At 55.2% G+C, this 24,572-nt stretch carries 20 protein-coding genes and 4 tRNA genes; 3 read left to right on the top strand and 21 right to left on the bottom strand.

All coding sequences use genetic code 11. The annotated features are described in order from the left end of the window. The first annotated feature begins 8 nt into the window (after positions 1-8). Positions 9-1,295: an HlyC/CorC family transporter gene (locus tag AC6I8C_RS14735; protein ID WP_497822899.1), complete on the top strand. Its 1,287-nt coding sequence runs from the start codon at positions 9-11 to the stop codon at positions 1,293-1,295. A 61-nt stretch (positions 1,296-1,356) separates the two neighbouring features. On the opposite strand, the gene luxS is transcribed toward AC6I8C_RS14735, so the two are convergent. The 14 genes from luxS to tam all read right to left on the bottom strand — a co-directional run bounded on the left by luxS (position 1,357) and on the right by tam (position 12,524). Continuing rightward, positions 1,357-1,872 (bottom strand): S-ribosylhomocysteine lyase, encoded by a 516-nt coding sequence (gene luxS / locus AC6I8C_RS14740; RefSeq protein WP_003849049.1) that lies wholly within the window; start codon positions 1,870-1,872, stop codon positions 1,357-1,359. Positions 1,873-2,022: 150 nt separating this feature from the next. Further along, positions 2,023-3,630, bottom strand: a complete 1,608-nt coding sequence (gene gshA / locus AC6I8C_RS14745; RefSeq protein ID WP_497822900.1) for a glutamate--cysteine ligase — start codon at positions 3,628-3,630, stop codon at positions 2,023-2,025. A 31-nt stretch (positions 3,631-3,661) separates the two neighbouring features. Next, complete coding sequence (locus tag AC6I8C_RS14750) at positions 3,662-4,090, bottom strand: YqaA family protein (RefSeq protein WP_033783952.1); 429 nt, start codon at positions 4,088-4,090, stop codon at positions 3,662-3,664. Continuing rightward, a complete protein-coding gene (gene yqaB / locus AC6I8C_RS14755) occupies positions 4,087-4,653 on the bottom strand; it encodes a fructose-1-phosphate/6-phosphogluconate phosphatase (protein WP_497822901.1) in 567 nt (188 codons plus the stop codon). The genes AC6I8C_RS14750 and yqaB overlap by 4 nt, the downstream gene beginning before the upstream one ends. A gap of 591 nt (positions 4,654-5,244) precedes the next feature. Continuing rightward, positions 5,245-5,321, bottom strand: a tRNA-Arg gene (locus tag AC6I8C_RS14760). Between the two features lie 71 nt (positions 5,322-5,392). Beyond that, positions 5,393-5,469: transfer RNA gene (locus tag AC6I8C_RS14765), tRNA-Arg, on the bottom strand. A gap of 217 nt (positions 5,470-5,686) precedes the next feature. After that, positions 5,687-5,763 (bottom strand) — tRNA-Arg (locus AC6I8C_RS14770). An 8-nt stretch (positions 5,764-5,771) separates the two neighbouring features. Further along, positions 5,772-5,864: transfer RNA gene (locus AC6I8C_RS14775), tRNA-Ser, on the bottom strand. Positions 5,865-6,146: 282 nt separating this feature from the next. Continuing rightward, positions 6,147-6,332: a carbon storage regulator CsrA gene (gene csrA / locus AC6I8C_RS14780; RefSeq protein WP_008927091.1), complete on the bottom strand. Its 186-nt coding sequence runs from the start codon at positions 6,330-6,332 to the stop codon at positions 6,147-6,149. A 248-nt stretch (positions 6,333-6,580) separates the two neighbouring features. Then, the gene (alaS, locus tag AC6I8C_RS14785; RefSeq protein WP_497822902.1) at positions 6,581-9,208 is read right to left on the bottom strand and encodes an alanine--tRNA ligase; all 2,628 of its coding nucleotides are present in this window, start codon (positions 9,206-9,208) and stop codon (positions 6,581-6,583) included. 133 nt (positions 9,209-9,341) lie between these two features. After that, positions 9,342-9,860, bottom strand: coding sequence for a regulatory protein RecX (locus tag AC6I8C_RS14790; RefSeq protein ID WP_497822903.1), 519 nt, complete (start codon positions 9,858-9,860; stop codon positions 9,342-9,344). 121 nt (positions 9,861-9,981) lie between these two features. Further along, positions 9,982-11,052 carry a recombinase RecA gene (recA, locus tag AC6I8C_RS14795; RefSeq protein WP_013358828.1) on the bottom strand — a complete coding sequence of 357 codons (1,071 nt, stop codon included), beginning with the start codon at positions 11,050-11,052 and terminating at the stop codon, positions 9,982-9,984. A gap of 95 nt (positions 11,053-11,147) precedes the next feature. After that, on the bottom strand, positions 11,148-11,642 hold the full coding sequence (gene pncC / locus AC6I8C_RS14800) for a nicotinamide-nucleotide amidase (protein WP_497822904.1): 495 nt from the start codon (positions 11,640-11,642) through the stop codon (positions 11,148-11,150). Positions 11,643-11,747: 105 nt separating this feature from the next. Further along, positions 11,748-12,524 (bottom strand): trans-aconitate 2-methyltransferase, encoded by a 777-nt coding sequence (gene tam, locus AC6I8C_RS14805; RefSeq protein ID WP_497823350.1) that lies wholly within the window; start codon positions 12,522-12,524, stop codon positions 11,748-11,750. 165 nt (positions 12,525-12,689) lie between these two features. Here tam and AC6I8C_RS14810 point away from each other — a divergent pair, with 165 nt between their 5' ends. Next, positions 12,690-13,577 carry a dihydrodipicolinate synthase family protein gene (locus AC6I8C_RS14810; RefSeq protein WP_497822905.1) on the top strand — a complete coding sequence of 296 codons (888 nt, stop codon included), beginning with the start codon at positions 12,690-12,692 and terminating at the stop codon, positions 13,575-13,577. A 33-nt stretch (positions 13,578-13,610) separates the two neighbouring features. Here the strand turns inward: AC6I8C_RS14810 and AC6I8C_RS14815 are convergent, their stop codons facing one another. From AC6I8C_RS14815 to AC6I8C_RS14845, 7 genes are all read right to left on the bottom strand, one after another. After that, positions 13,611-13,946: a zinc ribbon domain-containing protein YjdM gene (locus tag AC6I8C_RS14815; RefSeq protein ID WP_497822906.1), complete on the bottom strand. Its 336-nt coding sequence runs from the start codon at positions 13,944-13,946 to the stop codon at positions 13,611-13,613. A gap of 79 nt (positions 13,947-14,025) precedes the next feature. After that, positions 14,026-15,108, bottom strand: coding sequence for a lytic murein transglycosylase B (mltB, locus tag AC6I8C_RS14820; protein ID WP_033733598.1), 1,083 nt, complete (start codon positions 15,106-15,108; stop codon positions 14,026-14,028). 149 nt (positions 15,109-15,257) lie between these two features. After that, positions 15,258-15,935 (bottom strand): respiratory nitrate reductase subunit gamma, encoded by a 678-nt coding sequence (gene narI / locus AC6I8C_RS14825; protein WP_098052529.1) that lies wholly within the window; start codon positions 15,933-15,935, stop codon positions 15,258-15,260. Further along, positions 15,932-16,660 (bottom strand): nitrate reductase molybdenum cofactor assembly chaperone, encoded by a 729-nt coding sequence (gene narJ / locus AC6I8C_RS14830; protein WP_497822907.1) that lies wholly within the window; start codon positions 16,658-16,660, stop codon positions 15,932-15,934. Before narJ ends, narI begins: the two co-directional genes overlap by 4 nt. Next, positions 16,657-18,201: a nitrate reductase subunit beta gene (gene narH / locus AC6I8C_RS14835; protein ID WP_497822908.1), complete on the bottom strand. Its 1,545-nt coding sequence runs from the start codon at positions 18,199-18,201 to the stop codon at positions 16,657-16,659. Before narH ends, narJ begins: the two co-directional genes overlap by 4 nt. Further along, positions 18,198-21,959, bottom strand: coding sequence for a nitrate reductase subunit alpha (locus AC6I8C_RS14840; protein WP_497822909.1), 3,762 nt, complete (start codon positions 21,957-21,959; stop codon positions 18,198-18,200). Before AC6I8C_RS14840 ends, narH begins: the two co-directional genes overlap by 4 nt. Before the next feature lie 101 nt (positions 21,960-22,060). Beyond that, on the bottom strand, positions 22,061-23,452 hold the full coding sequence (locus AC6I8C_RS14845) for a NarK family nitrate/nitrite MFS transporter (RefSeq protein ID WP_497822910.1): 1,392 nt from the start codon (positions 23,450-23,452) through the stop codon (positions 22,061-22,063). A 311-nt stretch (positions 23,453-23,763) separates the two neighbouring features. Between AC6I8C_RS14845 and narL the strand changes: the two genes are divergently transcribed. After that, on the top strand, positions 23,764-24,411 hold the full coding sequence (gene narL / locus AC6I8C_RS14850) for a two-component system response regulator NarL (protein WP_497822911.1): 648 nt from the start codon (positions 23,764-23,766) through the stop codon (positions 24,409-24,411). Positions 24,412-24,572: the final 161 nt, after the last annotated feature.

The following is a 24,572-nucleotide window of genomic DNA, read 5'->3' on the forward strand; positions in this document are numbered from 1 at the left end:
GTTCTGCGTTGGAGAATGTTTCAACCACCACGCTGATTATTATTCTCTGCGTCATGGTCCTGGTTTCCGCCTGGTTTGCCGGGTCGGAAACCGGAATGATGACGCTTAACCGCTATAAGCTGCGCCATCAGGCAAAAAACGGTAATCGTGCCGCACGTCGGGTGGAGAAGCTACTGCGTCGTCCTGACCGGCTGCTCAGTCTGGTTTTAATCGGTAACAACCTGGTCAATATTCTGGCCTCCGCCCTTGCCACCATCGTAGGGATGCGTATTCACGGTGATGAAGGCGTTGCAATTGCGACCGGCATCCTGACCTTTGTGGTGCTGGTCTTCGCCGAAGTGCTGCCAAAAACCGTGGCGGCGCTCTATCCCGAGCGCGTCGCCTTTCCCAGCAGCCTGCTGCTGGTCCCGCTGCAATACATCATGCTGCCGCTGGTCTGGCTGCTCAACACCATTACCCGGCTGCTGATGAGAATAGCGGGTATCCGCGCTGACGGTGCCATTAACTCTGCGCTGAGCAAAGAGGAGTTACGTACCATCGTCTATGAGTCGCGTAGCCTGATGTCACGCCGGAACCAGGACATGCTGCTCTCTGTGCTCGACCTGGAGAAAGTCAGCGTTGACGACATTATGGTGCCGCGTAATGAGATCGTCGGCATCAACATCAACGATGACTGGAAGTCGGTCGTACGTCAGCTGAGTCACTCGCCACACGGCCGCATCGTGCTGTTCCGGGATTCGCTGGATGACTGCGTCGGCATGCTGCGGGTACGCGAAGCCTGGCGCATGATGACGGAGAAAAAAGAGTTCACCAAAGAGACGCTGCTGCGTGCCGCCGATGAGATCTACTACATCCCGGAAGGGACACCGCTTAACACCCAGCTGGTGAAGTTTCAGCGCAATAAAGAGAAAGCGGGCGTGGTGGTTGATGAATATGGCGATATCAAAGGGCTGGTGACGATTGAGGACATTCTGGAGGAGATTGTTGGTGACTTTACCACCTCCATGTCACCGTCGCTGGCAGAGGAAGTGATGCCGCAGAATGATGGCTCTGTGCTGATTGAGGGCAGTGCTAACGTGCGTGAAATCAACAAGGCTTTTAACTGGCAGTTGCCAGAGCAGGAAGCCCGCACCATCAACGGCATGCTGCTGGAAGCGCTGGAAGAGATCCCTGCCATCGCCACCCGGGTTCAGATCGGCCACTACAACATCGATATTCTGGACGTGCAGGACAACATGATCAAACAGGTGCGCATCACGCCAAAGACGCCACTGAAAAAATCGGTCGGTTCCTGAAGCCATAAAAAAACGCCGCAATCGAATCGATGCGGCGTTTTTTTTAGCAGAGAAGCCCTGACTAGATGTGCAGTTCTTTCAGCTTTTCAGCAGGCAGTTTCAGGTCGTCGTTGCGGTTAACGCCGATCTCATGCGCCAGCACATTGCGGGCGATCTGCTGCGCTTCGTCCAGTGAGTGCAGCTTGTAGCTGCCACACTGGTATTCATTCAGCTCAGGGATCTGGTTCTGATCTTTCACTTTCAGAACATCTTCCATCGCCCCTTTCCACGCTTTCGCAACGCGCTGCTCGTCTGGCGTACCAATCAGGCTCATGTAGAAGCCGGTGCGGCAACCCATCGGCGAGATATCGACGATTTCCACACCGTCACCATTCAGGTGGTCACGCATGAATCCGGCAAAGAGATGCTCCAGCGTATGAATGCCACGCTCAGTGAGGATATCAATGTTCGGGCGGCAAAAACGCAGGTCAAAGACGGTAATCGTATCGCCATGCGGAGTCTTCATGGTTTTTGCAACGCGTACTGCCGGTGCGCCCATGATGGTGTGATCAACGGTAAAACTGTCCAGTAGTGGCATACGTCACCTCCTGTTCTGAGAATTTTTTTTAAAACGATGAAACTTTTCTGTTCGCCCAACGTCTGAATATATGAAAGACGCGCATTTGTTATCATCATCCCTGACAACAGAGATGTTAATTTGGCCACATTGATGTGGCCTTTTTCTTTTCTACCCTTCCCGGCTCGCCAGATACGCTTCAAAATCCAGCTTATCATTCGCTTCCAGCTGTTGCTGTGCAGCAACAGATTCCTGCGCCTGACGCGTGAAATCGTCTTCTGTCAGCACTTCCAGCGGCTCTTCGCAGAGCAGATGGCGATACTGTTCAGCCAGCGCCACGCCCGTTCCGGTGACACCATTATCCTTCATTGCCTGAAGGATGCGCGCCGAGTAGGTTAGCTCAGGATCGTCGAATGATGCTACCAGTTGATCGCAAACCTGCTGATATTCCGTGCTGTCCTGATTATTGCTGTCTAAGACTTCAGCAACGCGACGCAGATCGGCAAACAGGGTCTTGCCTACTTCCACCAGCGAATGCTCCGCATCTCCACAGCCCACAGCAATTTTCTGATCCGGTTTACGCCCTTCCAGCACCACCCGGTTCCAGTTTTTGCGGGTGCACTGCAACTCATCGGCACTCATTTCCGGCGCATCGGCCAGGGTACACCAGATCAGGAACAGGTCGAGGAAGCGCACCTGATTCTCATCAACGCCGATAGCAGAGAACGGGTTGATATCCAGCGAGCGCACTTCAATGTATTCAATGCCGCCACGCAGCAGCGCATCTGAAGGTGCTTCACCCGAGCGTGTCACACGCTTAGGGCGGATTGGCGCATAAAGCTCGTTCTCAATCTGCAATACGTTGGTGTTGAGCTGCAGCCAGTTACCGTCGGCATCTTTGGTGCCCATCGCCGCATACTCGTCGGATGGCGTCCTGATGGCTTTCTTCAGCGCGGTGACATAGCCTTCCAGCGAGTTAAACGTGATCCCCAGAGCGCTCTGCGATTTATTGGTGTAGCCTAAATCGCTCAGACGCAGCGAGGTGGCGTACGGCAGCCACATGGTATCTTTGTCATTGGTTTCGAACGGCAGCGCACTCTCACGGCCCTGCAGGAAGCTGGAGCTGATAGCAGGCGATGCGCCAAACAGATACGGGATCACCCAGCCGAAGCGATAGTAGTTGCGGATCAGCCGCAGGTAGCCCGCTGAGATGGTCTCTTTGCCGCTTTCCTGATCTTTCACGTCAGCCCACTCCTGCCAGAATGAGAGTGGCAGCGAGAAGTTATAGTGAATGCCGGAGATGGTCTGCATTAACGCGCCGTAACGGTTTTTCAGGCCTTCGCGGTAGAGGGTCTTCATCTTGCCGATATTGGAGGTGCCGTATTGCGCCAGCTCAATATTGTCCGCGTCGTCAATCTCGCACGGCATACTGAAAGGCCACATGCGTTCATCACCCAGTTCACGGGCAACGTGACGGTGGATATCGCGCAGGAAAGCCAGCATATGATCGATGCTGTGATCCACTGGCGTGATAAATTCCAGCAACGTTTCGGCAAAATCAGTGGTGATCCAGTCATGCTTCAGCGCCGAGCCCAGAGATTCCGGGTGGCCGGTTTTTGCCAGATCGCCATTTTCCTGTACTCGCAGCGTTTCACGCTCGATGCCACGGCCAATACCTTTCAGGGCATTGGGATGCGCTTCCAGCCAGGAGAGCGCTTTAGATACGTCCGGGATCACATTACCCCCCCGCTGTGATAATAATTTATTTTTGTTCAGCATAATGTTAACCGTAGCCTCGAATCTGTGCGAATCAATGCCACCATTGCATACCCTGTAATGTGGCAGTCGCGATAACGATATAACGCAGTGTTTTGCCGACGGCGAGAAACAGCATCGCAGGTAGCCAGGCGAAACGTAACCAGCCTGCGAGAACGCAGAGCAGATCACCTACCACCGGCAGCCAGCTGAATAACAGTGCTGCAGGTCCCAGTCGGTGCAACCACGTCATTGCTGTGTCATGCCATCGCCCCTGACGTTTTAGCGGCAGCAAGCGACCAATAAGAATGTTGGTTAAGCCGCCCAAGGTGTTTCCCAGGGATGCGGCCAAAAGCAACCCGTAAACTGATGTCTTTTTTGCTATCAATAGTGCTATCAGCAGTGCTTCGGAACTTCCCGGCAGGAGCGTCGCACTCAGAAAACTGCTGCCGAACATCGAGGCATAGGCGAGAACGTCACTCACAGTAAGCGGACATCCACCACGTCCATACCTGCCGCCTTCGCGGCCTGAATTCCAAAGTCCGCATCCTCGAACACCACACAACGTGCCGGCGCCACACCCAGCAGCTCAGCGCAGCGTAAGAAGGTTTCAGGCTCAGGTTTATGACGCTGAACGTCGTCAGCGCCGACAACTGCTGAGAAGAACTCACGCACGCCCAGCTGCGTCAGTAACGCCTCTGCCATGCTGTGTTCGCTTCCGGTACCCACCGCCATCGGACGACGCCCGTGATACGCTTTTACCACCTCCATTAATGGCAGTGGCCTGACGTTTTCAAGCAGCATCGCTTTCACAGCAGCCGTTTTTTCTGCAGCAAGAAGATGAGGGTCGAGTGACGACTGATTGGATTCAATGATGAACTGCGCCAGCCGCCAGGCGGGAGCGCCATTCAAGTCGATAATACGCGCTTCATCCAGCGTTAATCCATAACGCGCCAGTACCTGACGCCACGCTTTTCGATGTGTCGGCTCAGTATCAAGAATCGTGCCGTCCATATCGAAAATCAGGGCGTCATATTGATCGTACATTGTCACTCCGGACATTCACCAAATGAGACATTACTTTAGCCTAATGTGGACAGGTTGTCGCCAGGGGGGATGAACAGCAAATGCTTTGAAAGCATTAACAATTTTTGTTTTCAGATAAAGGTGATCGTGCGCGGCCAGGGATAACCGTACGAATTTGCAGCGATTTTTTAACATTATTCTGGCAGACAGGCGGCGGCGGATGGGCGTGAGCAGCAAAACAGAGAGTGCTGACGCGTGAAACAGGCGCTGTAATTCGCTTAAGTCAGAATGATGAATCAGTGAGGCGGGTTAAGCAGAAAAACAGTACGGGCAAAGCCAGAGGGAAACTGCAGGGGGAGTTCCTGAAACGTTTTTAGCTTTGGAGCACAGGCGGTTACTGATGCGGCAGTAAGGAGTTTAGTGAGTTCTTAGCGATGATCACGCCATGATACATTGAGGGTTTATGAGAGAACAAAGATGGTGCATCCAGGAGGATTACTCAGCTTGCGCTTCGCGCTGTGGGCCGTTGCTAAAGCAACGTTATCCTCCTTAGTGCGGCCTGAACGCTAATCACGTCATGACACACTGAGGCACTGACCATATTGGAGAATATGGTGCATCCAGGAGGATTCGAACCTCCGACCGCTCGGTTCGTAGCCGAGTACTCTATCCAGCTGAGCTATGGATGCATTGGGGTCTATCTTTTGAGGTACAACTTTTTATGGACTTACAGAAACCAACCTGAGGATGTTACAAAGAATGGTGCATCCAGGAGGATTCGAACCTCCGACCGCTCGGTTCGTAGCCGAGTACTCTATCCAGCTGAGCTATGGATGCATAAATCTGATTCTTGTACAACGCAGGGTGCTAACTACTCACCATGAAAGGAATTGCTAATTCGCTTTACTTCTTTTTTTCGATGGTGCATCCAGGAGGATTACTCAGCTTGCGCTTCGCCCTGCGGGCCGTTGCTGATGCAACGTTATCCTCCTTAGTGCGGCCTGAACGCTAATGCGTCATGTCACACCGAGGCACTTCTCCATATTCGAAAATATGGTGCATCCAGGAGGATTCGAACCTCCGACCGCTCGGTTCGTAGCCGAGTACTCTATCCAGCTGAGCTATGGATGCATCGAAAATGGCGGTGAGGGAGGGATTCGAACCCTCGATACAGCTTTTGACCGTATACTCCCTTAGCAGGGGAGCGCCTTCAGCCTCTCGGCCACCTCACCTTACGCTTTCTTTCGAACCGTGCGTCTGAACTTGTTTCTGCTCATCGGCACTGCGTGGCGCACATATTACTTTCCCGGACTTTTAAGTCAAACAATTTTTCCGAAACTTTGTTTGATTGAGCAAATCACACACAATTGGGATAAAATGGCGACAAAAAGAGTGAATTATCAACAATGAAAGATGATGTCGTTAACGAAACAGGGAAGAGAAAGCAGAAAAGAAAAGGCAGGATTTTTACAGAAAGCGGTAGCGCCTCGCACAGGTGCGAGACGCTGAATCCGTTAAACGCTGGTTTGTTGCGTTTTTTCAGCCTGGATGCGTTGATAGATCTCTTCGCGATGCACAGACACTTCTTTCGGCGCGTTAACCCCTATGCGAACCTGGTTACCCTTAACACCCAGCACCGTTACAGTTACCTCATCACCGATCATGAGGGTTTCACCAACTCGACGAGTTAGAATAAGCATTCTTTGCTCCTTGAAAGATTAAAAGAGTCGGGCTTGTACAGGCTCCCGGCATTATCCATCATTTAACGCTGCACATTGACTATGAGAAATACACCAATGCACATCGATGCGCCAATACATTCTGCTGATAGTTAGTTTAGCCGAAATACACTACATCAACCTGACTTTGTCATTTGCTGTTTTAGCATCGTATTAAAAAGCGCCGGAACCGGAGTTCTGACGCTTTTTACAATGCCTTGTTCTATGTGTTACAGACGGCTGTTAACCCAGCTCTCAACCCCTGCCAGAGCGCCTTTCAGCGCTTCAGCATCAGTACCACCCGCTTGTGCCATATCAGGACGGCCACCGCCCTTGCCGCCAACCTGCTGTGCCAGACCGGCAATCAACTCACCCGCTTTAACACGGTCAGTCAGATCTTTGGTCACACCCGCAATCAGTGACACCTTACCTTCAGCAACTGTCGCCAGCACAATAATCGCCGATCCCAGCTGATTCTTAAGATCATCCACCATGGTACGCAACATTTTAGGCTCGACGTTGTTGAGCTCACTGACCAGCAGTTTCACACCCTTAACGTCGATGGCATTGCTGCTCAGTGAGGCGCTCTCCTGCGCGGCCTGCTGATCGCGCAGTTGCTGCAACTCTTTCTCGAGAGCACGCACGTGATCGACCAGACCTCGCACTTTCTCGTTCAGGTTGCTGCTGTTCGCTTTGACCAGCTGCGCAAGATCCTGCAGCTGGCTGCTCTGCGCATTGACCTGCGCCAGCGCGCCTTCACCGGTAATGGCTTCGATACGACGGATACCCGCTGCCGTTCCTGATTCAGCCTGAATACGGAACAGGCCGATATCACCGGTGCGCGCAGCATGCGTACCCCCGCACAGCTCAACCGAGAAATCACCCATGGTCAGAACGCGTACGCGCTGATCATATTTCTCGCCAAACAGTGCCATTGCACCCTTAGACTTCGCCGCGTCAAGATCCATCACTTCCGTTTCAACCGGCAGGTTGCGACGAATCTGCGCATTGACAATATCTTCGACCTGACGAATCTCCTGAGGTTTCATCGCTTCGAAATGCGAGAAATCGAAACGCAGGTATTTGTCATTAACCAGCGAGCCTTTCTGCGCCACATGCTCACCTAAAACCTGACGCAATGCGGCATGCAATAAGTGGGTCGCAGAGTGGTTAAGACGAATGCGCGCACGACGTGCCGCATCAACCTGGGCCTCAAGGCGATCTCCGATACGCAACTGCCCTGCGGTCAGCTTACCGACATGACCGATTGCCTGACCATATTTTTGTGTATCCTGGACGCTAAATTCAGCATTCTTCCCTTTCAGCAGACCGGTATCGCCGACCTGACCACCGGATTCGCCATAGAATGGGGTTTCGTCCAGCACGACTACGGCATCCTGACCTGCGGTCACTTCATCAACCGCCTCGCCCGCAACGTAGAGCGCTTTCACCGTGGCAGCCAAATCAAGCTGGTCGTAACCTTTGAAGGAAGAGGCGGCATCAATGCGGATAACGTTGCTGTAGTCAGCGCCGAAGCCACTTGCTTCACGTGCACGCTGACGCTGCTGTTCCATCGCCTGCTCAAAGCCCGCTTCATCGATTTTCAGATTGCGTTCGCGGCAGACGTCAGCCGTTAAATCAGCCGGGAAGCCAAAGGTATCGTAAAGACGGAAGACGATTTCGCCATCCAGCGTGTCGCCCTGCAGTTTTTCCAGCTCTTCGTCCAGCAGCGCCAGTCCACGCTCCAGCGTTCTGGCAAACTGATCCTCTTCGCTTTTCAGCACCTGCTCAACCTGAGCCTGCTGGCGCTGTAACTCTTCGCCCGCAGCACCCATGACTTCAACCAGTGGCGCAACCAGCTTATAGAAGAAGGCCTCTTTGGCGCCCAGCATGTTGCCATGACGTACGGCACGACGAATGATACGACGCAGCACATAGCCACGGTTCTCATTCGACGGAATCACACCATCGGCAATCAGGAAAGCACAGGAGCGGATATGGTCGGCAATCACGCGCAGCGATTTATTACTCAGATCGGTTGCGCCGGTAACCTGTGCCACAGCCTGAATCAGTTTCTGGAACAGGTCGATTTCATAGTTGGAGTTGACGTGTTGCAGAACGGCAGAAATACGCTCTAGGCCCATTCCGGTATCAACCGACGGTTTTGGCAGCGGCAGCATAGTGCCGTCAGCCTGACGGTTGAACTGCATAAAGACGATGTTCCAGATCTCAATATAACGATCACCATCTTCTTCCGGGCTGCCTGGCGGGCCACCCCAGATGTGATCGCCATGATCGTAGAAAATTTCACTGCATGGACCACAAGGACCGGTATCGCCCATCTGCCAGAAGTTATCTGACGCGTACGCGCTGCCCTTGTTGTCGCCGATGCGAATAATGCGCTCGCGTGGCACGCCGATTTCATCCGCCCAGATATTGTAGGCTTCATCATCGGTTTCATAGACCGTCACCCACAGACGCTCTTTCGGCAGGCTGAACCACTGCTCGCTCGTCAGCAGTTCCCAGGCAAAACCAATCGCCTCTCTCTTGAAGTAGTCACCAAAGCTGAAGTTACCCAGCATTTCAAAGAAGGTGTGGTGACGCGCGGTGTAGCCGACGTTTTCAAGATCGTTGTGTTTACCGCCTGCGCGAACGCAGCGCTGTGACGTGGTCGCACGTGTGTAATCACGTTTGTCCTGACCGAGGAACACATCTTTAAACTGGTTCATCCCGGCGTTGGTAAACAACAACGTTGGATCGTTATTCGGTACGAGGGAGCTGCTGGTTACAACCTCATGTCCCTTGCTATGAAAAAAGTCGAGAAACGCTTGACGGATCTCAGCAGTGCTCTTGCTCATAAATGTCCTGGAATCACGCTAACGAACGTTCCCTCTGATCGGCGCGGCCACATTCTCGTGGTGCCTGATTAGCGGAACAAAAAGTGGGAATAAGATAAATTTTCTTCAGTGGGAAGTAAAATTACATCGGCTTTTAGTCATCAAAATTTCTGAAAATAGACTGGATATCGTCGGTCTGAAAGCCCTTTGACTGCAGATAGCGTAGTACTTTCGCTTTCTCTTTCCACTCTGTGGGCAGCGGATGTCCGAATTTTCGTTCAGCCAGCTGTGCAGCGCAGGCTGCCCAGTCAACATCCGTCTCTTCCATCGCAATATCAATGGCTTCACGATCAATGCCTTTCTGGGCCAGTTCAAGCCGTACGCGCTGCGACCCAAAACCTTTACGGCTTCGGCTCTGAATAAACCGATCGGTGAAACGCTCGTCATTTAACCAGCCGCTTTCCTGACACCAGTCCAGTACCTGCTCCAGCAGCACTTCAGTGATAATTTCAGGCTCTTTTTTCTGTGCCCATGCGGCACGCTGAGCTGACTGTTGCAGCTTACGGGATAACTCTGCACGGCTGTGATCGCGCTGACCCAGAATGCGCATCGCACGGTCAAGCAGACGAGAATAAGAGACAACATTGGGTTGGGGCTGAGAGGATTCAGTCATACTGCGCACCTTCTACAAACAGAGGGAGATTATGGCGACAGAACAGGACAGAGGGAAGGCAGGAAAGGTATCAGGGGGGATAAAACAGCGGGAGAGGCTTTTGCCCCTCCCGCATCATAAATCAGAAGTCTTCGTTCGCTTCACTTGCCGCGTCTTCTTTCTCAGCAGACTTATCGGCTGCTGCGAGTTTCTCATCCGCGCCGTTGAGCAACATCTCACGTAACTTCAGATCAATTTCGTTTGCCACAGCAGCATTCTCTTTCAGGAAGTTGCCGGCATTCGATTTACCCTGACCAATCTTGTCGCCATTGTAGCTGTACCATGCACCCGCTTTTTCAATCAGCTTGTGCTTCACGCCCAGGTCAACCAGCTCACCAAAGGTATTGATACCTTCGCCGTACATGATCTGGAACTCGGCCTGTTTAAATGGCGCAGCGATTTTGTTTTTCACTACCTTAACGCGGGTCTCACTGCCCACCACGTTATCGCCCTCTTTGATGGCACCGATACGGCGGATATCAAGACGGACAGACGCATAGAACTTCAGCGCGTTACCACCGGTAGTAGTTTCCGGGTTACCAAACATCACACCAATTTTCATACGGATCTGGTTGATGAAGATCAGCAGCGTATTGGACTGCTTCAGGTTACCGGCCAGTTTACGCATCGCCTGGCTCATCATACGTGCCGCGAGGCCCATATGTGAGTCACCGATTTCACCTTCGATTTCCGCTTTCGGCGTCAGCGCCGCAACGGAGTCGACGATGATGACATCAACGGCACCAGAGCGCGCCAGCGCATCACAGATTTCCAGCGCCTGCTCACCCGTGTCGGGCTGAGAACAGAGCAGGTTTTCAATATCTACGCCCAGTTTCTTGGCGTAAACCGGATCGAGCGCATGCTCAGCATCGATAAAGGCACAGGTTTTGCCTTTACGCTGTGCAGATGCGATAACCTGCAGGGTCAGCGTGGTTTTACCGGAAGACTCTGGTCCGTAGATCTCAACGATACGGCCCATTGGCAGACCGCCTGCACCTAATGCGATATCCAGCGAAAGCGAACCGGTAGAGATGGTTTCCACATCCATTGAGCGGTCTTCACCCAAGCGCATGATGGAGCCTTTACCAAATTGTTTCTCAATCTGGCCCAGCGCGGCAGCTAAAGCCTTCTGTTTGTTTTCATCAATCGCCATTTCAACTCCTAATCAAGCCGGGTAAACACGCACTCAGGGTGCCTGCACTCTTTCTGTTGCCGACAATTATACTGTATAGTCATACAGTATCAAGTTTAATTTGTCAGAAATTCGCCATACAGTTTCTGCAGGGCCCATGCCACCGACTGGCGGCGGACGGCATCACGATCGCCGCTAAAATGCTGCTGATAAGTCAATACGTTATCCTGCGGCCCGGCAAAGCCAAACCACACTGTGCCGACCGGTTTTTCTTCACTGCCGCCATCCGGGCCGGCAATGCCGCTGACGGAGATCGCGTAGTCAGCATGGGCTGCCTTACGGGCACCCAGCGCCATCTCACGCACCACCGCATCACTCACCGCGCCATACTGCGCCAGCGAGTCGGCCTTCACATCCACCAGCTCCTGTTTCGCCTCATTACTGTAGGTGACAAAACCGCGTTCGAACCAGGCGGAGCTGCCGCTGATATCGGTAAAGACTTTGGCAATCCAGCCGCCAGTGCAGGATTCCGCACAGGTTACGGTGGCATTACGCTGCTTCAGCTTCTCACCTATCTGCGCGCTTAATGCCTGCAATTGCTGATCGTCCATTTCAACTCTCCCTTTGGTCGTGGGTTGAAGGTGGTGCAGAAAAACCACTTTTTCAAGGGCTCTTATCATTATTGCCCTGATTTTGCGGCCTGCTTTCCAGCGCCCTCACCTTTTTTTCACTGCAACCATAAAAAGTCGCGGGAAGGCGAGCAGAACCTGACCATCGGACTGAGCCGGATAAGCGGTAAGTAAGCGCTGATGATAATCAGACAGAAAAGCCGTCTGTTCAGACTCATTCAGCATCGCCAGGAAAGGTCGCAGGCCGGTCGCCTGCAGCCAGCTGATAATCGCCTGTGCGTCGGCCATCACGTGATAATAGGTGGTTCGCCAGATATCCACCTCACAGCCGGCCTGGGTCAGCAGATCATAATATTCGCCCGTAGAAAGCAGCTGTGTACGTTCAGCGACACTGGCATTAATGCGTGACGACCAGCGATCGGTAGCCGCCACCTCGCGCATCAGTTGGTGCGACGGCTCACTGAGATTATCAGGCATCTGGATCGCCAGCACGCCACCGGGTGCCAGCTGACTGACCAGATGAGGAAACAGCGTGGCGTGATTATCCAGCCATTGCAGAGACGCGTTGGCATAAATCACCTGCTGCGGCGCATCCGCCTGCCATGTGCGGATATCTGCCTGGACAAAACGGCAGTGCGGCAGACGTTCACGGGCCTGAGTTAGCATCGTCGCTGAACTGTCGAGCCCGGTGATCTGCCCCAGCGGCCAGGCCTCGGCGAGCAGCTCGGTGCTGTTGCCGGGTCCGCAGCCCAGATCGGTCACCTGCTCAACCTGTTCCAGACTGATGCGCGCCAGCAGCTCGCGGGCCGGACGGGTTCGTTCCGCTTCAAATTTGCGATACAGCACGGGATCCCACTCTTTCATCATCACCTCTCGCTCAGTTGTCAGAAGCATTCGCTTACTGAGACGAACGAAAAACGAAAAAGTGCGACCCGTTGCTCACTTTTGAATCATGCGCTGGCAGAGACTGACTGGAGCCATTAAGTTAAAACAGCGTTTCATTTTTAACATTTGCTTCAGGAGTCAGCTATGCGTGAAAAATCGGCCTTTGCCGGTGTCTGGTGCCCTACCGTCACCCCGTTCAATGCACAGGGCGGCCTTGATATCGACGCACTCGGGCGACACTTCTCCCGCCTTAATGACTCCGGTATCGACACGCTGCTGGTAATGGGCAGCATTGGCGAGTTTGCCTCACTGACGCAGCAGGAGCGTTTACAGCTGATTCAGGAAGCCAGGCCCCTGTCACCGCTGAAGATGGTAGCGAACGTTTCGGCGACCTGCGTGCCTGATATGCTGGCGCTGGCCGAAGCCGCGTGGAAAAACGATTTTGATGCGGTGATGGTGCTGCCGCCCTACTATTACGGCCAGACGCAACAGCAGCTGATGCACTACTTCGAAGCACTCGACGCGCAACTGGGTGGCAAGTGGTTTGCCTACAACTTCCCGGCTCGCACCGGCTGCGATCTGACGCCCGCGCTGGTTGCCGCTCTGGCGGCAAAGCTGCCCAACTTTATCGGTATCAAAGATACGGTGGATTGCCTGTCGCATAACCGGGCGATAATCGAAGAGACCCGCAAGGTACGCCCTGATTTCGCCGTGCTATCAGGGTATGACGAATACCTGCTTCCCAATCTGCTGGCGGGAGGTGCCGGGGTGATTTCAGGCCTGAATAATATTGTGTCGGAGTACTTTGCCGAGATGATGGCGGCATGGCGAACGGGCAATCTGCCTGAGCTGACGCGTCTGCAGCAGCAGATCGGTCGGCTGATGGCGATTTACAGTATTGGCGATGATTTTGTGACGACGATTAAAACGGCCGTGGCGCGACGTTATGACTCAATGAGCAGTAACTCGCGTAATTACGGTGGTGCTCTGAACGCAGAACAGTGCGCCGCAATTGATCGGCTGTTCAGTTAGAAGGAAGGCGGGCGCATCCCTGCGCCCCGCATCTCAGTTCTTTTTCACGAACTCAGATTTTAATTTCATCGGGCCAAAACCGTCGATTTTACAGTCGATGTTGTGGTCCCCTTCAACCAGGTGAATGCTTTTCACTTTGGTGCCGATCTTCAGCGATGAGGAACTGCCCTTCACCTTAAGATCTTTGACCACCGTGACGCTGTCGCCATCTGCCAGCAGATTACCGTTGGCATCACGCACTTCCAGCGATCCGTTGCTGCTGTCAACCTCTCCTTCGGTCCAGATATGACCGCAGGAGGGGCAGTTGAGGTTCTCGCCATCTTGCCAGGTGTAATCGGCGTGACAGGCTGGGCAGGCAGGTAAAGACATAACGACTCCAGAGATATCAGTGGCTGTGTGGCCTGAAAAGGGCGTCATCATATAACCTTACAGTTAACAAGGATAGCCTTTATAACAGGCCGCCCTGCCGTGCCTTGCTCACCGCCTCGCCCAGCTGCCACACCGCCATCGCATAATGGGTACTGTGGTTGTAGCGGGTAATGACATAGAAATTCGGTAAGCCGTACCAGTACTGGTAGCTGGTGCCTAAATCAAGACGCAGCAGACTGACCTGATTGTTACCGTCCAACGAGCCCTGCGGTGACAGGCCTGACGCCGCCAGCATGCTCACGCTGTAACTGGTTTTGAAGCCATCTTCCAGCATCGGTGCCTGACCGCTGGCCGGGACCGCCACATTTTCACCGCTGCGCCAGCCGTGCTTCTGGAAGTAGTGCGCCACGCTGCCGATCGCATCCACCGGATCCCACAGGTTTGCATGGCCGTCGCCGTTGAAATCAACCGCGTAATCATTATAAGAGGAAGGCATAAACTGGCCATAGCCCATCGCCCCGGCGAAAGAGCCTTTCAGCGCCAGCGGGTCATCCTGCTCTTTACGCGACATCAGCAGGAAGGTTTCCAGCTCGCTGCTGAAGTACGCGGCGCGGCGCGGATAGTTAAACGATAAGGTTGCCAGCGCATCCAGGATCCGCGTTTTCCCCATCACGCGACCCCAGCGGGTTTCCACGCCAATAATGCCGACAATGATCTCCGGCGGCACGCCATAGACCTGCTGCGCGCGTTGCAGCGCATCCTGATACTGGTTCCAGAACGCCACGCCGTTTTGCACGTTATCCGGTGTAATGAACTTGTTGCGATAGCGGATCCAGGCCCCGTTAGGGCCCGGTGCTGGCGTATAGCTCGGTGCCTGACGATCCATCAGCCGCAGCACATAATCCAGTCGCTTAGCCTGACCAATGATGTTGTGCAGTTGCTCACGGTCGAAGTCATGCTTCTCAACCATCTTATCGATAAACTGCTCTGCGGCCGGGTTACCGGCAAAGTCGCCGAACATCGCCTGTCCGCTGTGCGACGGCTGCAGTAAAAAACCGCCCTGCGGCGCAGCCAGCATCTTCTGCTGGGACGGAACGTCAGGTTTGCTGCTGCAGGAGGCCAGAAGTGGGATGAACGCAAGGAGGGCTAGCTTAAGACGCATCGGTTATCCATAAACGAGGGGTAAATTCAGATGCGGTAATAGTAGTCGTTCAGCGCATTGACATACAGTCCGGAATCTTAAAAAAACGTCAACGCAGCCGTGGGGTAAAAAGGGCTGCGGGGCAGTATCTTCCCGCAGCCATTCCGGGGTTAGCGGCGATTTCTCACCAGTTGATAACGGCGGGTCAGATACTCAACCGGCGCACTCCAGATATGCACCAGACGGCAGAACGGGAACAGCAGGAACAGCGTCATGCCCAGTACCATGTGTACGCGGTAGATAAACGCGACGCCCTCAAGATGCTGCGATGCACCACCGTGGAAGGTCACCACCGCCTGCGCCCATCCCACCAGCTTCATCATCTCACTGCCGTCCATATGCTGGGCGGAGAACGGAATGGTCAGCAGGCCCAGCGTAGCCTGAGCCACCAGAAGGGTCAGGATCAGAATGTCGCCGACGCTGCTGGTCGCCCGCACCCGAGGATTGGTCAGACGGCGCTTCAGTAGCAGCGCGCCGCCCGCCAGGGTCATCGCACCAAACAGGCCACCGGCAATCATCGCCAGCTTCTGCTTCACGTCGATTGGCAGGAAAGATTCATACATCCAGTGCGGGGTGAGCATCCCGACGATATGACCGAAGAAGATCCCGATGATGCCGATGTGGAACAGGTTAGAGGCAAGCCGCATTCCTTTTTTGTCCAGCATCTGACTGGAACCGGCCCGCCAGCTGTACTGCCCGTAGTCATAGCGCAGCCAGCTCCCGACCAGAAAAACCGTTCCGGCCAGGTAAGGGTAAATATCGAAGAAGAAAGTGTTAATAAAATTCATGCTGATTCTCCTGTGGTGCGCGCCGTCGCCGCGGCGATATCCAGATACTGCGGCGCGACCGCATCGGCGAAGCGACGCTGATGCATCGCCTGCTGCGCTGAGGCGCAGCCCTGTTCGCCGAGAAATTTAATCTGCTCCTCTTCCCAGACCGCATCGAGTGCGGCCGGAGTATCGTCGCGCGCTTCCTGCGCCACCTGGGGCTTGAGGACCGCAGGATCGACCGCGCTACCGGACAGCGTCAGTAACACCGTGAAGAGATCGGCATAAGGACTCTGGCGCGCTTCCAGCCGCACGGCCAGCAACGCCAGGATCGGCACGATATCGTCCAGCCCCTGACGCGCCGCCTCATCTCTTTTACAGGCGAGGTATTCCAGGTAGAGCGGCAGATAATCGGGCAGTTCTTTGCTGTCCAGCTCCAGACCGTCGGCCCGGTACTGTTCCAGCAGATCAACCATCGCCTGACCGCGATCGCGGGACTCCCCGTGCACATGTTCAAACAGCAGCAGCGAGGTGGCGCGGCCGCGATCAAACAGTTCGCAGTAGTTAGCCTGCACGTCCAGCAAGGGCCGGGTGCAGAGCTGATTAATAAAGCGCACCAGCCGTGCGCTCTGCTGCAGGTTGAGTTCACTGGCCTCTTCCAGCGCCGCGATCAGATCGGGATAGTGGGTAAACAGCGCCTCGTCCGGATAGTCCAGCAGGCGCGACACAACACGCAGCGTGATCATGAGGCATCCTCCGGACGCGTGGTTTTCCTGCTGACGTCGATGGCATCAATTCGGCGGCTGTTGAACAGGTTAAATTTGCTGTCGCTGCCGTGGCAGCCATCGCCAAAGCTGAAGCCGCAGCCTTTGCTTTCCGGGAAGGCTTCACGCGCCAGTTCACGATGACTTGAAGGCACCACAAAGCGATCTTCATAGTTGGCGATCGCCAGATAACGATACATCTCCTGCGCCTGGGCTTCGGTCAGACCGACCTGCTCCAGCGCCCGGATATCATGCTCACCCTCCACGCTTTCTGCGCGCTTGTAATGGCGCATCGCCAGCATGCGTTTCAGTGCCAGCAGCACCGGCGCGGTGTCGCCCGCGGTCAGCAGGTTCGCCAGATACTCCACCGGAATGCGCAGGTTTTCCACATCCGGCAGTACGCCGGTGTGCGCCAGTGCTCCGCCATCCACCGCCGACTGAATCGGTGACAATGGCGGCACGTACCAGACCATCGGCAGCGTGCGGTATTCAGGGTGAAGCGGCAGCGCCAGCTTCCACTCCATCGCCATTTTATAAACCGGTGAACGTTGCGCGGCGTCGATCACGCTCTGCGCAACGCCATCTTTCAACGCCTGGGCGATCACGGCAGGATCGTGGGGATCAAGGAAGATATCCAGCTGGCTCTGATAGAGATCTTTTTCGTTTTCCGCAGCCGCCGCCTGTTCAATGCGATCCGCGTCATAGAGCAGCACGCCGAGATAGCGAATACGGCCGACGCAGGTTTCCGAGCAAACGGTGGGCTGGCCCGCTTCAATACGTGGATAACAGAAAATGCATTTTTCTGATTTGCCGCTTTTCCAGTTGAAGTAGATCTTCTTGTACGGACAGCCGGTGAGGCACATCCGCCAGCCGCGGCATTTATCCTGGTCGATCAGCACGATGCCATCTTCTCCGCGCTTGTAGATCGCGCCGCTCGGACAGGTCGCCACGCACGCCGGGTTGAGGCAGTGCTCACACAGTCGTGGCAGGTACATCATGAAGGTGTGCTCAAACTGGCCGTAAATCTCCTTCTGGACGTTGTCGAAGTTCTTATCCTGTGAGCGTTTAGCAAACTCGCCGCCGAGGATCTCTTCCCAGTTCGGCCCGTTTTCGATCTTTTTCATCCGCTGACCGGTGATCAGCGAGCGCGGACGCGCAATCGGCTGATGTTTACCGGCAGGCGCATTGTGCAGATGCTGATAATCGAAATCGAACGGCTCGTAGTAATCATCCAGTGCAGGCACATCCGGGTTAGCGAAGATCTTCGACAGCAGGCCGACGCGACTGCCCATGCGTGGCTCCAGCTTGCCGTTGATCTTACGGATCCAGCCGCCCTTCCACTTCTGCTGATCTTCCCAGGCGTGCGGATAGCCGACGCCAGGTTTGCTTTCGACGTTATTAAACCAGGCGTATTCCATGCCCTCGCGGCTGGTCCAGACGTTTTTACAGGTTACCGAGCAGGTGTGGCAGCCGATACATTTGTCGAGGTTCAGCACCATGCCGACCTGTGAACGAATTTTCATGGTTTTACCTCCTGCTGGCTGCCCTGGCAGGCATCGTTGCCTTCCCCGTCTAACCAGTTAACGTTGTTCATTTTTCTCACCACCACGAACTCATCGCGGTTAGAGCCGACGGTACCGTAGTAGTTAAAGCCCCAGGAGAGCTGGGCATAACCGCCGATCATATGGGTCGGTTTCGGGCAGGTTCGCGTCACGGAGTTATGGATGCCGCCACGCTGGCTGGTGATCTCCGAGCCGGGAATATTCACGATGCGTTCCTGCGCGTGGTACATCATGGTCATACCGGCCGGGATACGCTGGCTCACCACCGCACGCGCGGTCAGTGCACCGTTGGCGTTGAACGCCTCGATCCAGTCGTTATCCACAATGCCCAGCTCGCGGGCGTCATCTTCACTCATCCAGACAATCGGTCCACCGCGTGACAGCGTCAGCATCAGCAGGTTGTCGCTGTAGGTGGAGTGAATGCCCCATTTCTGATGTGGCGTCAGGAAGTTAAGCGCCTTCTCCGGATTACCGTTGGGCTTGCTGTTCAGCAACGGCTTCGCCGCACGAGTATCGATTGGCGGACGATAGACCATCAGGCTCTCACCGAAGGCGCGCATCCACTCATGATCCTGATAGAGCTGCTGACGGCCGCTCAGGGTACGCCACGGGATCAGCTCATGAACGTTGGTGTAGCAGGCGTTGTACGAGACATGTTCATCTTCCAGACCTGACCAGGTCGGGCTGGAGATAATTTTGCGCGGCTGCGCCTGAATATCGCGGAAGCGGATCTTCTCATCTTCTTTGTTTAGTGCCAGATGCGTGTGGTCACGACCGGTAATCGCGCCCAGCGCCTGCCAGGCTTTCACCGCCACCTGACCATTAGTTTCCGGAGCCAGCGCCAGGATCACTTCGGCTGCATCAATCGCCGTGTCAATATTTGGCCGTCCCGCTGCCGGGCCACTGGCTTTGACATAGTTAAGCTGTTTGAGGAAATCGACCTCTTTGCTGGTGTTCCAGCTGATGCCTTTGCCGCCGTTACCCTGGGTCTCCAGCAACGGCCCCAGCGAGGTAAAGCGCTCCCAGGTCGCCGGATAGTCGCGTTCCACCACCATAATGTGTGGCGCGGTTTTGCCTGGAATCAGGTCGCACTCGCCTTTTTTCCAGTCTTTTGCTTCAAACGGCTGTGCCAGTTCGGCGGGCGAGTCATGCAATACCGGCAGCGTCACCACATCCGTTTCAACACCTAAATGGCCAGGGCAGAGTTCGGAGAAGGCTTTGGCGATGCCTTTATAGATCTCCCAGTCGCTTTTTGAATCCCAGGCAGGATCGACAGCCGCCGAGAGTGGATGAATAAACGGATGCATATCCGAAGTATTCATATCGTCTTTTTCATACCAGGTAGCGGTTGGCAGCACGACGTCAGAGTAGAGACAGGTGCTCGACATGCGGAAGTCGAGTGTGACCACCAGATCCAGTTTGCCTTCAGCACCCTGGTCCAGCCACTCCACCTCTTCGGGTTTCACGCGGCCCTGCTGACCTAAATCTTTACCCTGAATGCCGTTTTCCGTGCCCAGCAGGTACTTCAGCATGTATTCATGCCCTTTACCTGAGGAACCGAGCAGGTTGGAACGCCAGACAAACAGGTTACGCGGGAAGTTCTGCGGGTCGTCCGGCTGTTCGGCGGCAAACCGGATAGTGCCCTGCTTCAGGCTCTCCACGGTGTAGTCCAGCGGTGACTGACCGGCGGCTTTCGCCTGTGCCGCGATATGCAGCGGGTTGACGTTGAGCTGCGGCGCGGAAGGCAGCCAGCCCATCCGTTCGGAACGGACGTTAAGGTCGATCAGGCTGCCGCTGTAGCGGCTTTTGTCCGCCAGCGGTGACAGCAGTTCGCTGGTGGCCAGGGTTTCATAGCGCCACTGACTGGAGTGGTTGTAGAAGAAAGAGGTGCTGTTCATCTGACGTGGCGGACGCTGCCAGTCCAGGCCAAAGGCCAGCGGTGTCCAGCCGGTCTGCGGACGAAGTTTCTCCTGACCGACATAGTGCGCCCAGCCTCCGCCGCTCTGACCGACGCAGCCACAGAAAATCAGCATGTTCATCAGGCCACGGTAGTTCATGTCCATGTGATACCAGTGGTTCATACCGGCACCGACGATGATCATTGAGCGGCCACGGGTTTTTTCAGCGTTTTCGGCAAACTCACGGGCAATGCGAATGATGTTCTGACGGGAAACGCCCGTAATCTGCTCCGCCCAGGCCGGGCTATAGGCTTTAATCTCGTCGTAGCTTTGCGCGCAGTTGGCATCATCCAGACCGCGATCCAGACCGTAGTTCGCCAGCGTCAGATCGTAGACGCTGGTGACCAGCGCTTCACTGCCATCCGCCAGCTGCAGCCGTTTCACCGGCAGCTTGTGCAGCAGAATCTCATCCAGCGCGACGCTGTTAAAATGCTCGCTGGTGATGCCGCCAAAGTAAGGGAAACCGACCTCAACGACCTCATCGTGGCTGCCGAGCAGGCTGAGCTGCAGCTCCACTTCTTTTTGTGACAGACCGTCACGCTGTTCCAGGTTCCATTTGCCTTTTTCGCCCCAGCGGAAGCCGATAGAGCCCTGCGGGGCAACCAGTTCACCGGTCGCCTGATCCAGCGCAACAGTTTTCCACTCCGGGTTATTCTCCTGACCCAGACCATCCACCAGATCGCTGGCGCGCAGCTGACGGCCCGCGGCGTAGTAGCCGCCCTCACGCGGTTCCAGCATGACCAGCATCGGCATATCGGTGTAGCGGCGCACGTAGTCGCGAAAATAACCGACTTCGCGATCAAGGTGAAACTCTTTCAGCATCACATGGCCCATCGCCAGCGCCATCGCGCTGTCAGTGCCCTGCTTCGGACTCAGCCACTGGTCGCACAGCTTAGCGACTTCGGCATAGTCCGGGGTAATGGCCACGGTTTTTGTCCCTTTATAGCGGACCTCCGTGAAGAAATGAGCATCCGGGGTACGGGTCTGCGGCACGTTCGAACCCCAGGCAATAATGTAAGAGGAGTTGTACCAGTCGGCCGATTCCGGCACGTCGGTCTGCTCGCCCCAGGTCATCGGTGACGCTGGCGGCAGATCGCAATACCAGTCGTAAAAGCTCAGGCAGGTGCCGCCAATCAGTGACAGGTAACGAGCGCCCGCAGCGTAGGAGACCATCGACATCGCCGGAATCGGCGAGAAGCCCATAATACGGTCAGGGCCGTAGGTCTTCGCGGTGCAGATGTTCGCAGCAGCGATCATCTCGTTCACTTCCTGCCAGCTGGAGCGGACAAAGCCACCGCGTCCGCGCGCCTGCTTGTAGCTTTTAGCCTTTTCCGGATTGCTGATAATGGATGCCCAGGCCTCTACCGGATCGCTGTGCTGCGCTTTCGCGTCGCGCCACAGCTGAATCAGCTTCTTGCGCATCAGCGGATACTTCAGGCGGTTAGCGCTGTAAAGATACCAGGAGTAGCTGGCACCGCGTGGGCAGCCACGCGGCTCATGGTTGGGCAGATCGGGACGGGTACGCGGATAGTCGGTCTGCTGGGTCTCCCAGGTGACCAGTCCATTTTTGACGTAGATTTTCCAGCTGCATGAGCCGGTACAGTTAACGCCGTGCGTGGAGCGCACGATTTTATCGTGCTGCCAGCGACTGCGATAGCCATCTTCCCAGTCGCGGTTGCTGTTTAACGTCTGGCCATGCTGGCCGGAAAAGGGCTCAGCCAGCTGTTTGAAATAACGAAATCGATCAAGAAACTTGCTCATCCGGAATACTCCTGAAGGCCTGGTATGACATTGCTGACTCTGCATCTGTCGCGACACAGAAAGTAAAATGGTGCCGGTGCGCCACACCGGCTTTGTCGTTATCAGGCGCGGGCTTTTCGTCCGTAAACCAGCCAGGTCACGGCGATGCAGCAGAGATAAAAGACCAGGAAGATTTTCATCGCGCCAGCGGGTGAACCGGTCATGGCGAGCGACAGGCCAAAGGTCTGTGGAATAAAGAAGCCGCCCAGTGCGCCAATGGCGGAGATAAAGCCCAGCGCAGCCGAGGTTTCAGTTGCCGCTTCGCGCTGCGCATGCGCATCGTCGCCACCTTCAGCTTTGATACGTTCCAGCGTCAGCTTGCGGAAGATCACCGCAATCATCTGGTAGGTGGAGCCACTGCCCAGACCGGCGGTCAGGAACAGGCCCATAAACACCGCGAAGAAGGCGATAAACGAGCCATCATGTCCGTCTCCCGGCAGCGTGAGGAACAGCAGCGCGGCAAACAGCGCCATCAGGATGTAGTTGACCAACGTGACGCGGGTCCCGCCGAGGCGGTCAGAAACGATGCCGCCTGCTGAACGGGCCAGCGCACCAATCAGCGGGCCGAAAAAGGCGTAATGCATGATCACCACATCCGGAAACTGCGTTTTTGTCAGCATGGCGAAACCGGCAGAAAATCCGATAAAGGAACCGAAGGTCGCCAGGTAGAGCAGCGCCATGATCCACAGGTGTGGACGTTTCAGCACCGGCAACTGCTCACGCAGCGAGGATTTCGCCGCCGCGAGATCGTTCATGCCGAACCAGGCCGCCAGCGTGCCGACCGCCAGGAACGGTACCCAGATCCAGGACGCATTTTCCAGCCAGAGACTGTCACCGGTGGCAGTGGTATGGCCCACATCGGCAAAGCCAAAAATGGCACAGGAAATTGCCAGCGGTGCGACAAACTGCATCACGCTGACGCCAAGATTACCGAGACCACCGTTGATACCCAGCGCGCCGCCCTGATGGGCTTTAGGGAAGAAGAAGCTGATGTTGCCCATGCTTGACGCGAAGTTAGCGCCACCAAATCCGCACAGCAGGGAGATCACCATAAATGTCGCGAATGAGGTCTGGCTGTCCTGTACCGCAAAGCCGAGCCACAGGCAGGGAATGATCAGGATACCGGTGCTGAAGGCGGTCCAGCGGCGGCCACCAAAGATGGGGATCACAAAAGAGTAAGGCACACGCAGCAGCGCGCCGGACACCGACGGCAGCGCGGTCAGTAAAAAGAGCTGCTCCGTAGTGAAGTTAAAGCCGACTTTATTCAGATTAACCGCGACGGTGCTGAACAGCATCCAGACGCAGAAGCCCAGCAGCAGGCAAAAAACAGAAATCCACAGATTACGGCTGGCGATACGCTTGCCGCTCGTCTGCCAGAACGCCTCGTTTTCCGGTTGCCAGTCCTGGATTAATGCGCCGCGCGTCGGGGTTTGCAGTGGGGCAGATTGGGTCATAACTCTCTCATCAGCAGAATAATAATTGTGCATATCCTGCGCATCCGGCCTGGCGGCTTGCTTGATACAAATCAACGGCAATGCAGGTTACAAAGGCGTGGCAATCTCTGATCATCCCGGTTAAGTAGTTAACTGAATGCAGATAACCCTTATAAATCATGCGGTTTAATTACTGCTGCGAACCCCTTCAGCAAAAGGGCATCTGAATGGAAATAAAGGAGTAGTCCTTTGGGGGTATATAGCGACCCTGCTTCACCGGTAAGATAGGCACCTTCGCCCGCACAGGGCTGGCGTACAGGACAGGAAAGATTGTGACGGCAGAGAAATTTACGCTCTTATTAATCGATGACCACCCCATGCTGCGCAACGGGCTGAAGCAGCTGATTGCGCTGGATGAACGACTGCAGGTGGTGGCCGAAGCGGGTAACGGCATTGATGGTCTGGCGCTGGCACAACAGCACGATCCCGACCTGATCCTGCTGGATCTTAATATGCCGGGTCTGAATGGGCTGGATACCCTGACCCAACTGCGCGAAATCGCCCTTTCTGGCCGGGTGGTGGTGTTCAGCGTTTCTGATAATGAAGAGGATGTGGTCAGCGCACTGAAGCGCGGCGCGGATGGTTATCTGCTGAAAGATATGGAACCGGAAGCCTTGCTGAAAGCGCTGCATCAGGCCGCCGCCGGGCAGATCGTACTCAGCGAAGCGTTAACGCCGATTCTGGTTGCGCGGTTGCGCGAATCGCAGACTGCACAGACGCGCGATATCAGCCAGCTGACCCGACGTGAACGCGACATCCTGCAGCTGATCAGCGATGGAATGACCAATAAAGCCATTGCCCGCAAACTGGACATCAGTGAAAGCACGGTCAAGGTTCACGTCAAATATCTGCTGAAAAAAATGAACCTCAAATCCCGCCTTGAAGCCGCCGTCTGGGCGCTGCAGAACGGGCTGCACTGAGCTTTTTTCTTCTGCTGTGCGCTCTGGCGCCGCTCCGCACACCGTAAACTGACGCGGAAATCGCGAGCCGCCTCGCAGCACCGCGCCAGCGTCATGAAAAACGCCACTTTTCTGTCGCCAGCCGTCGCCACATTTGCCAGGATGCCTGTCAGGTTAAACCC

This window comes from Pantoea sp. X-Soil-YNGN-844 (assembly GCF_059730595.1).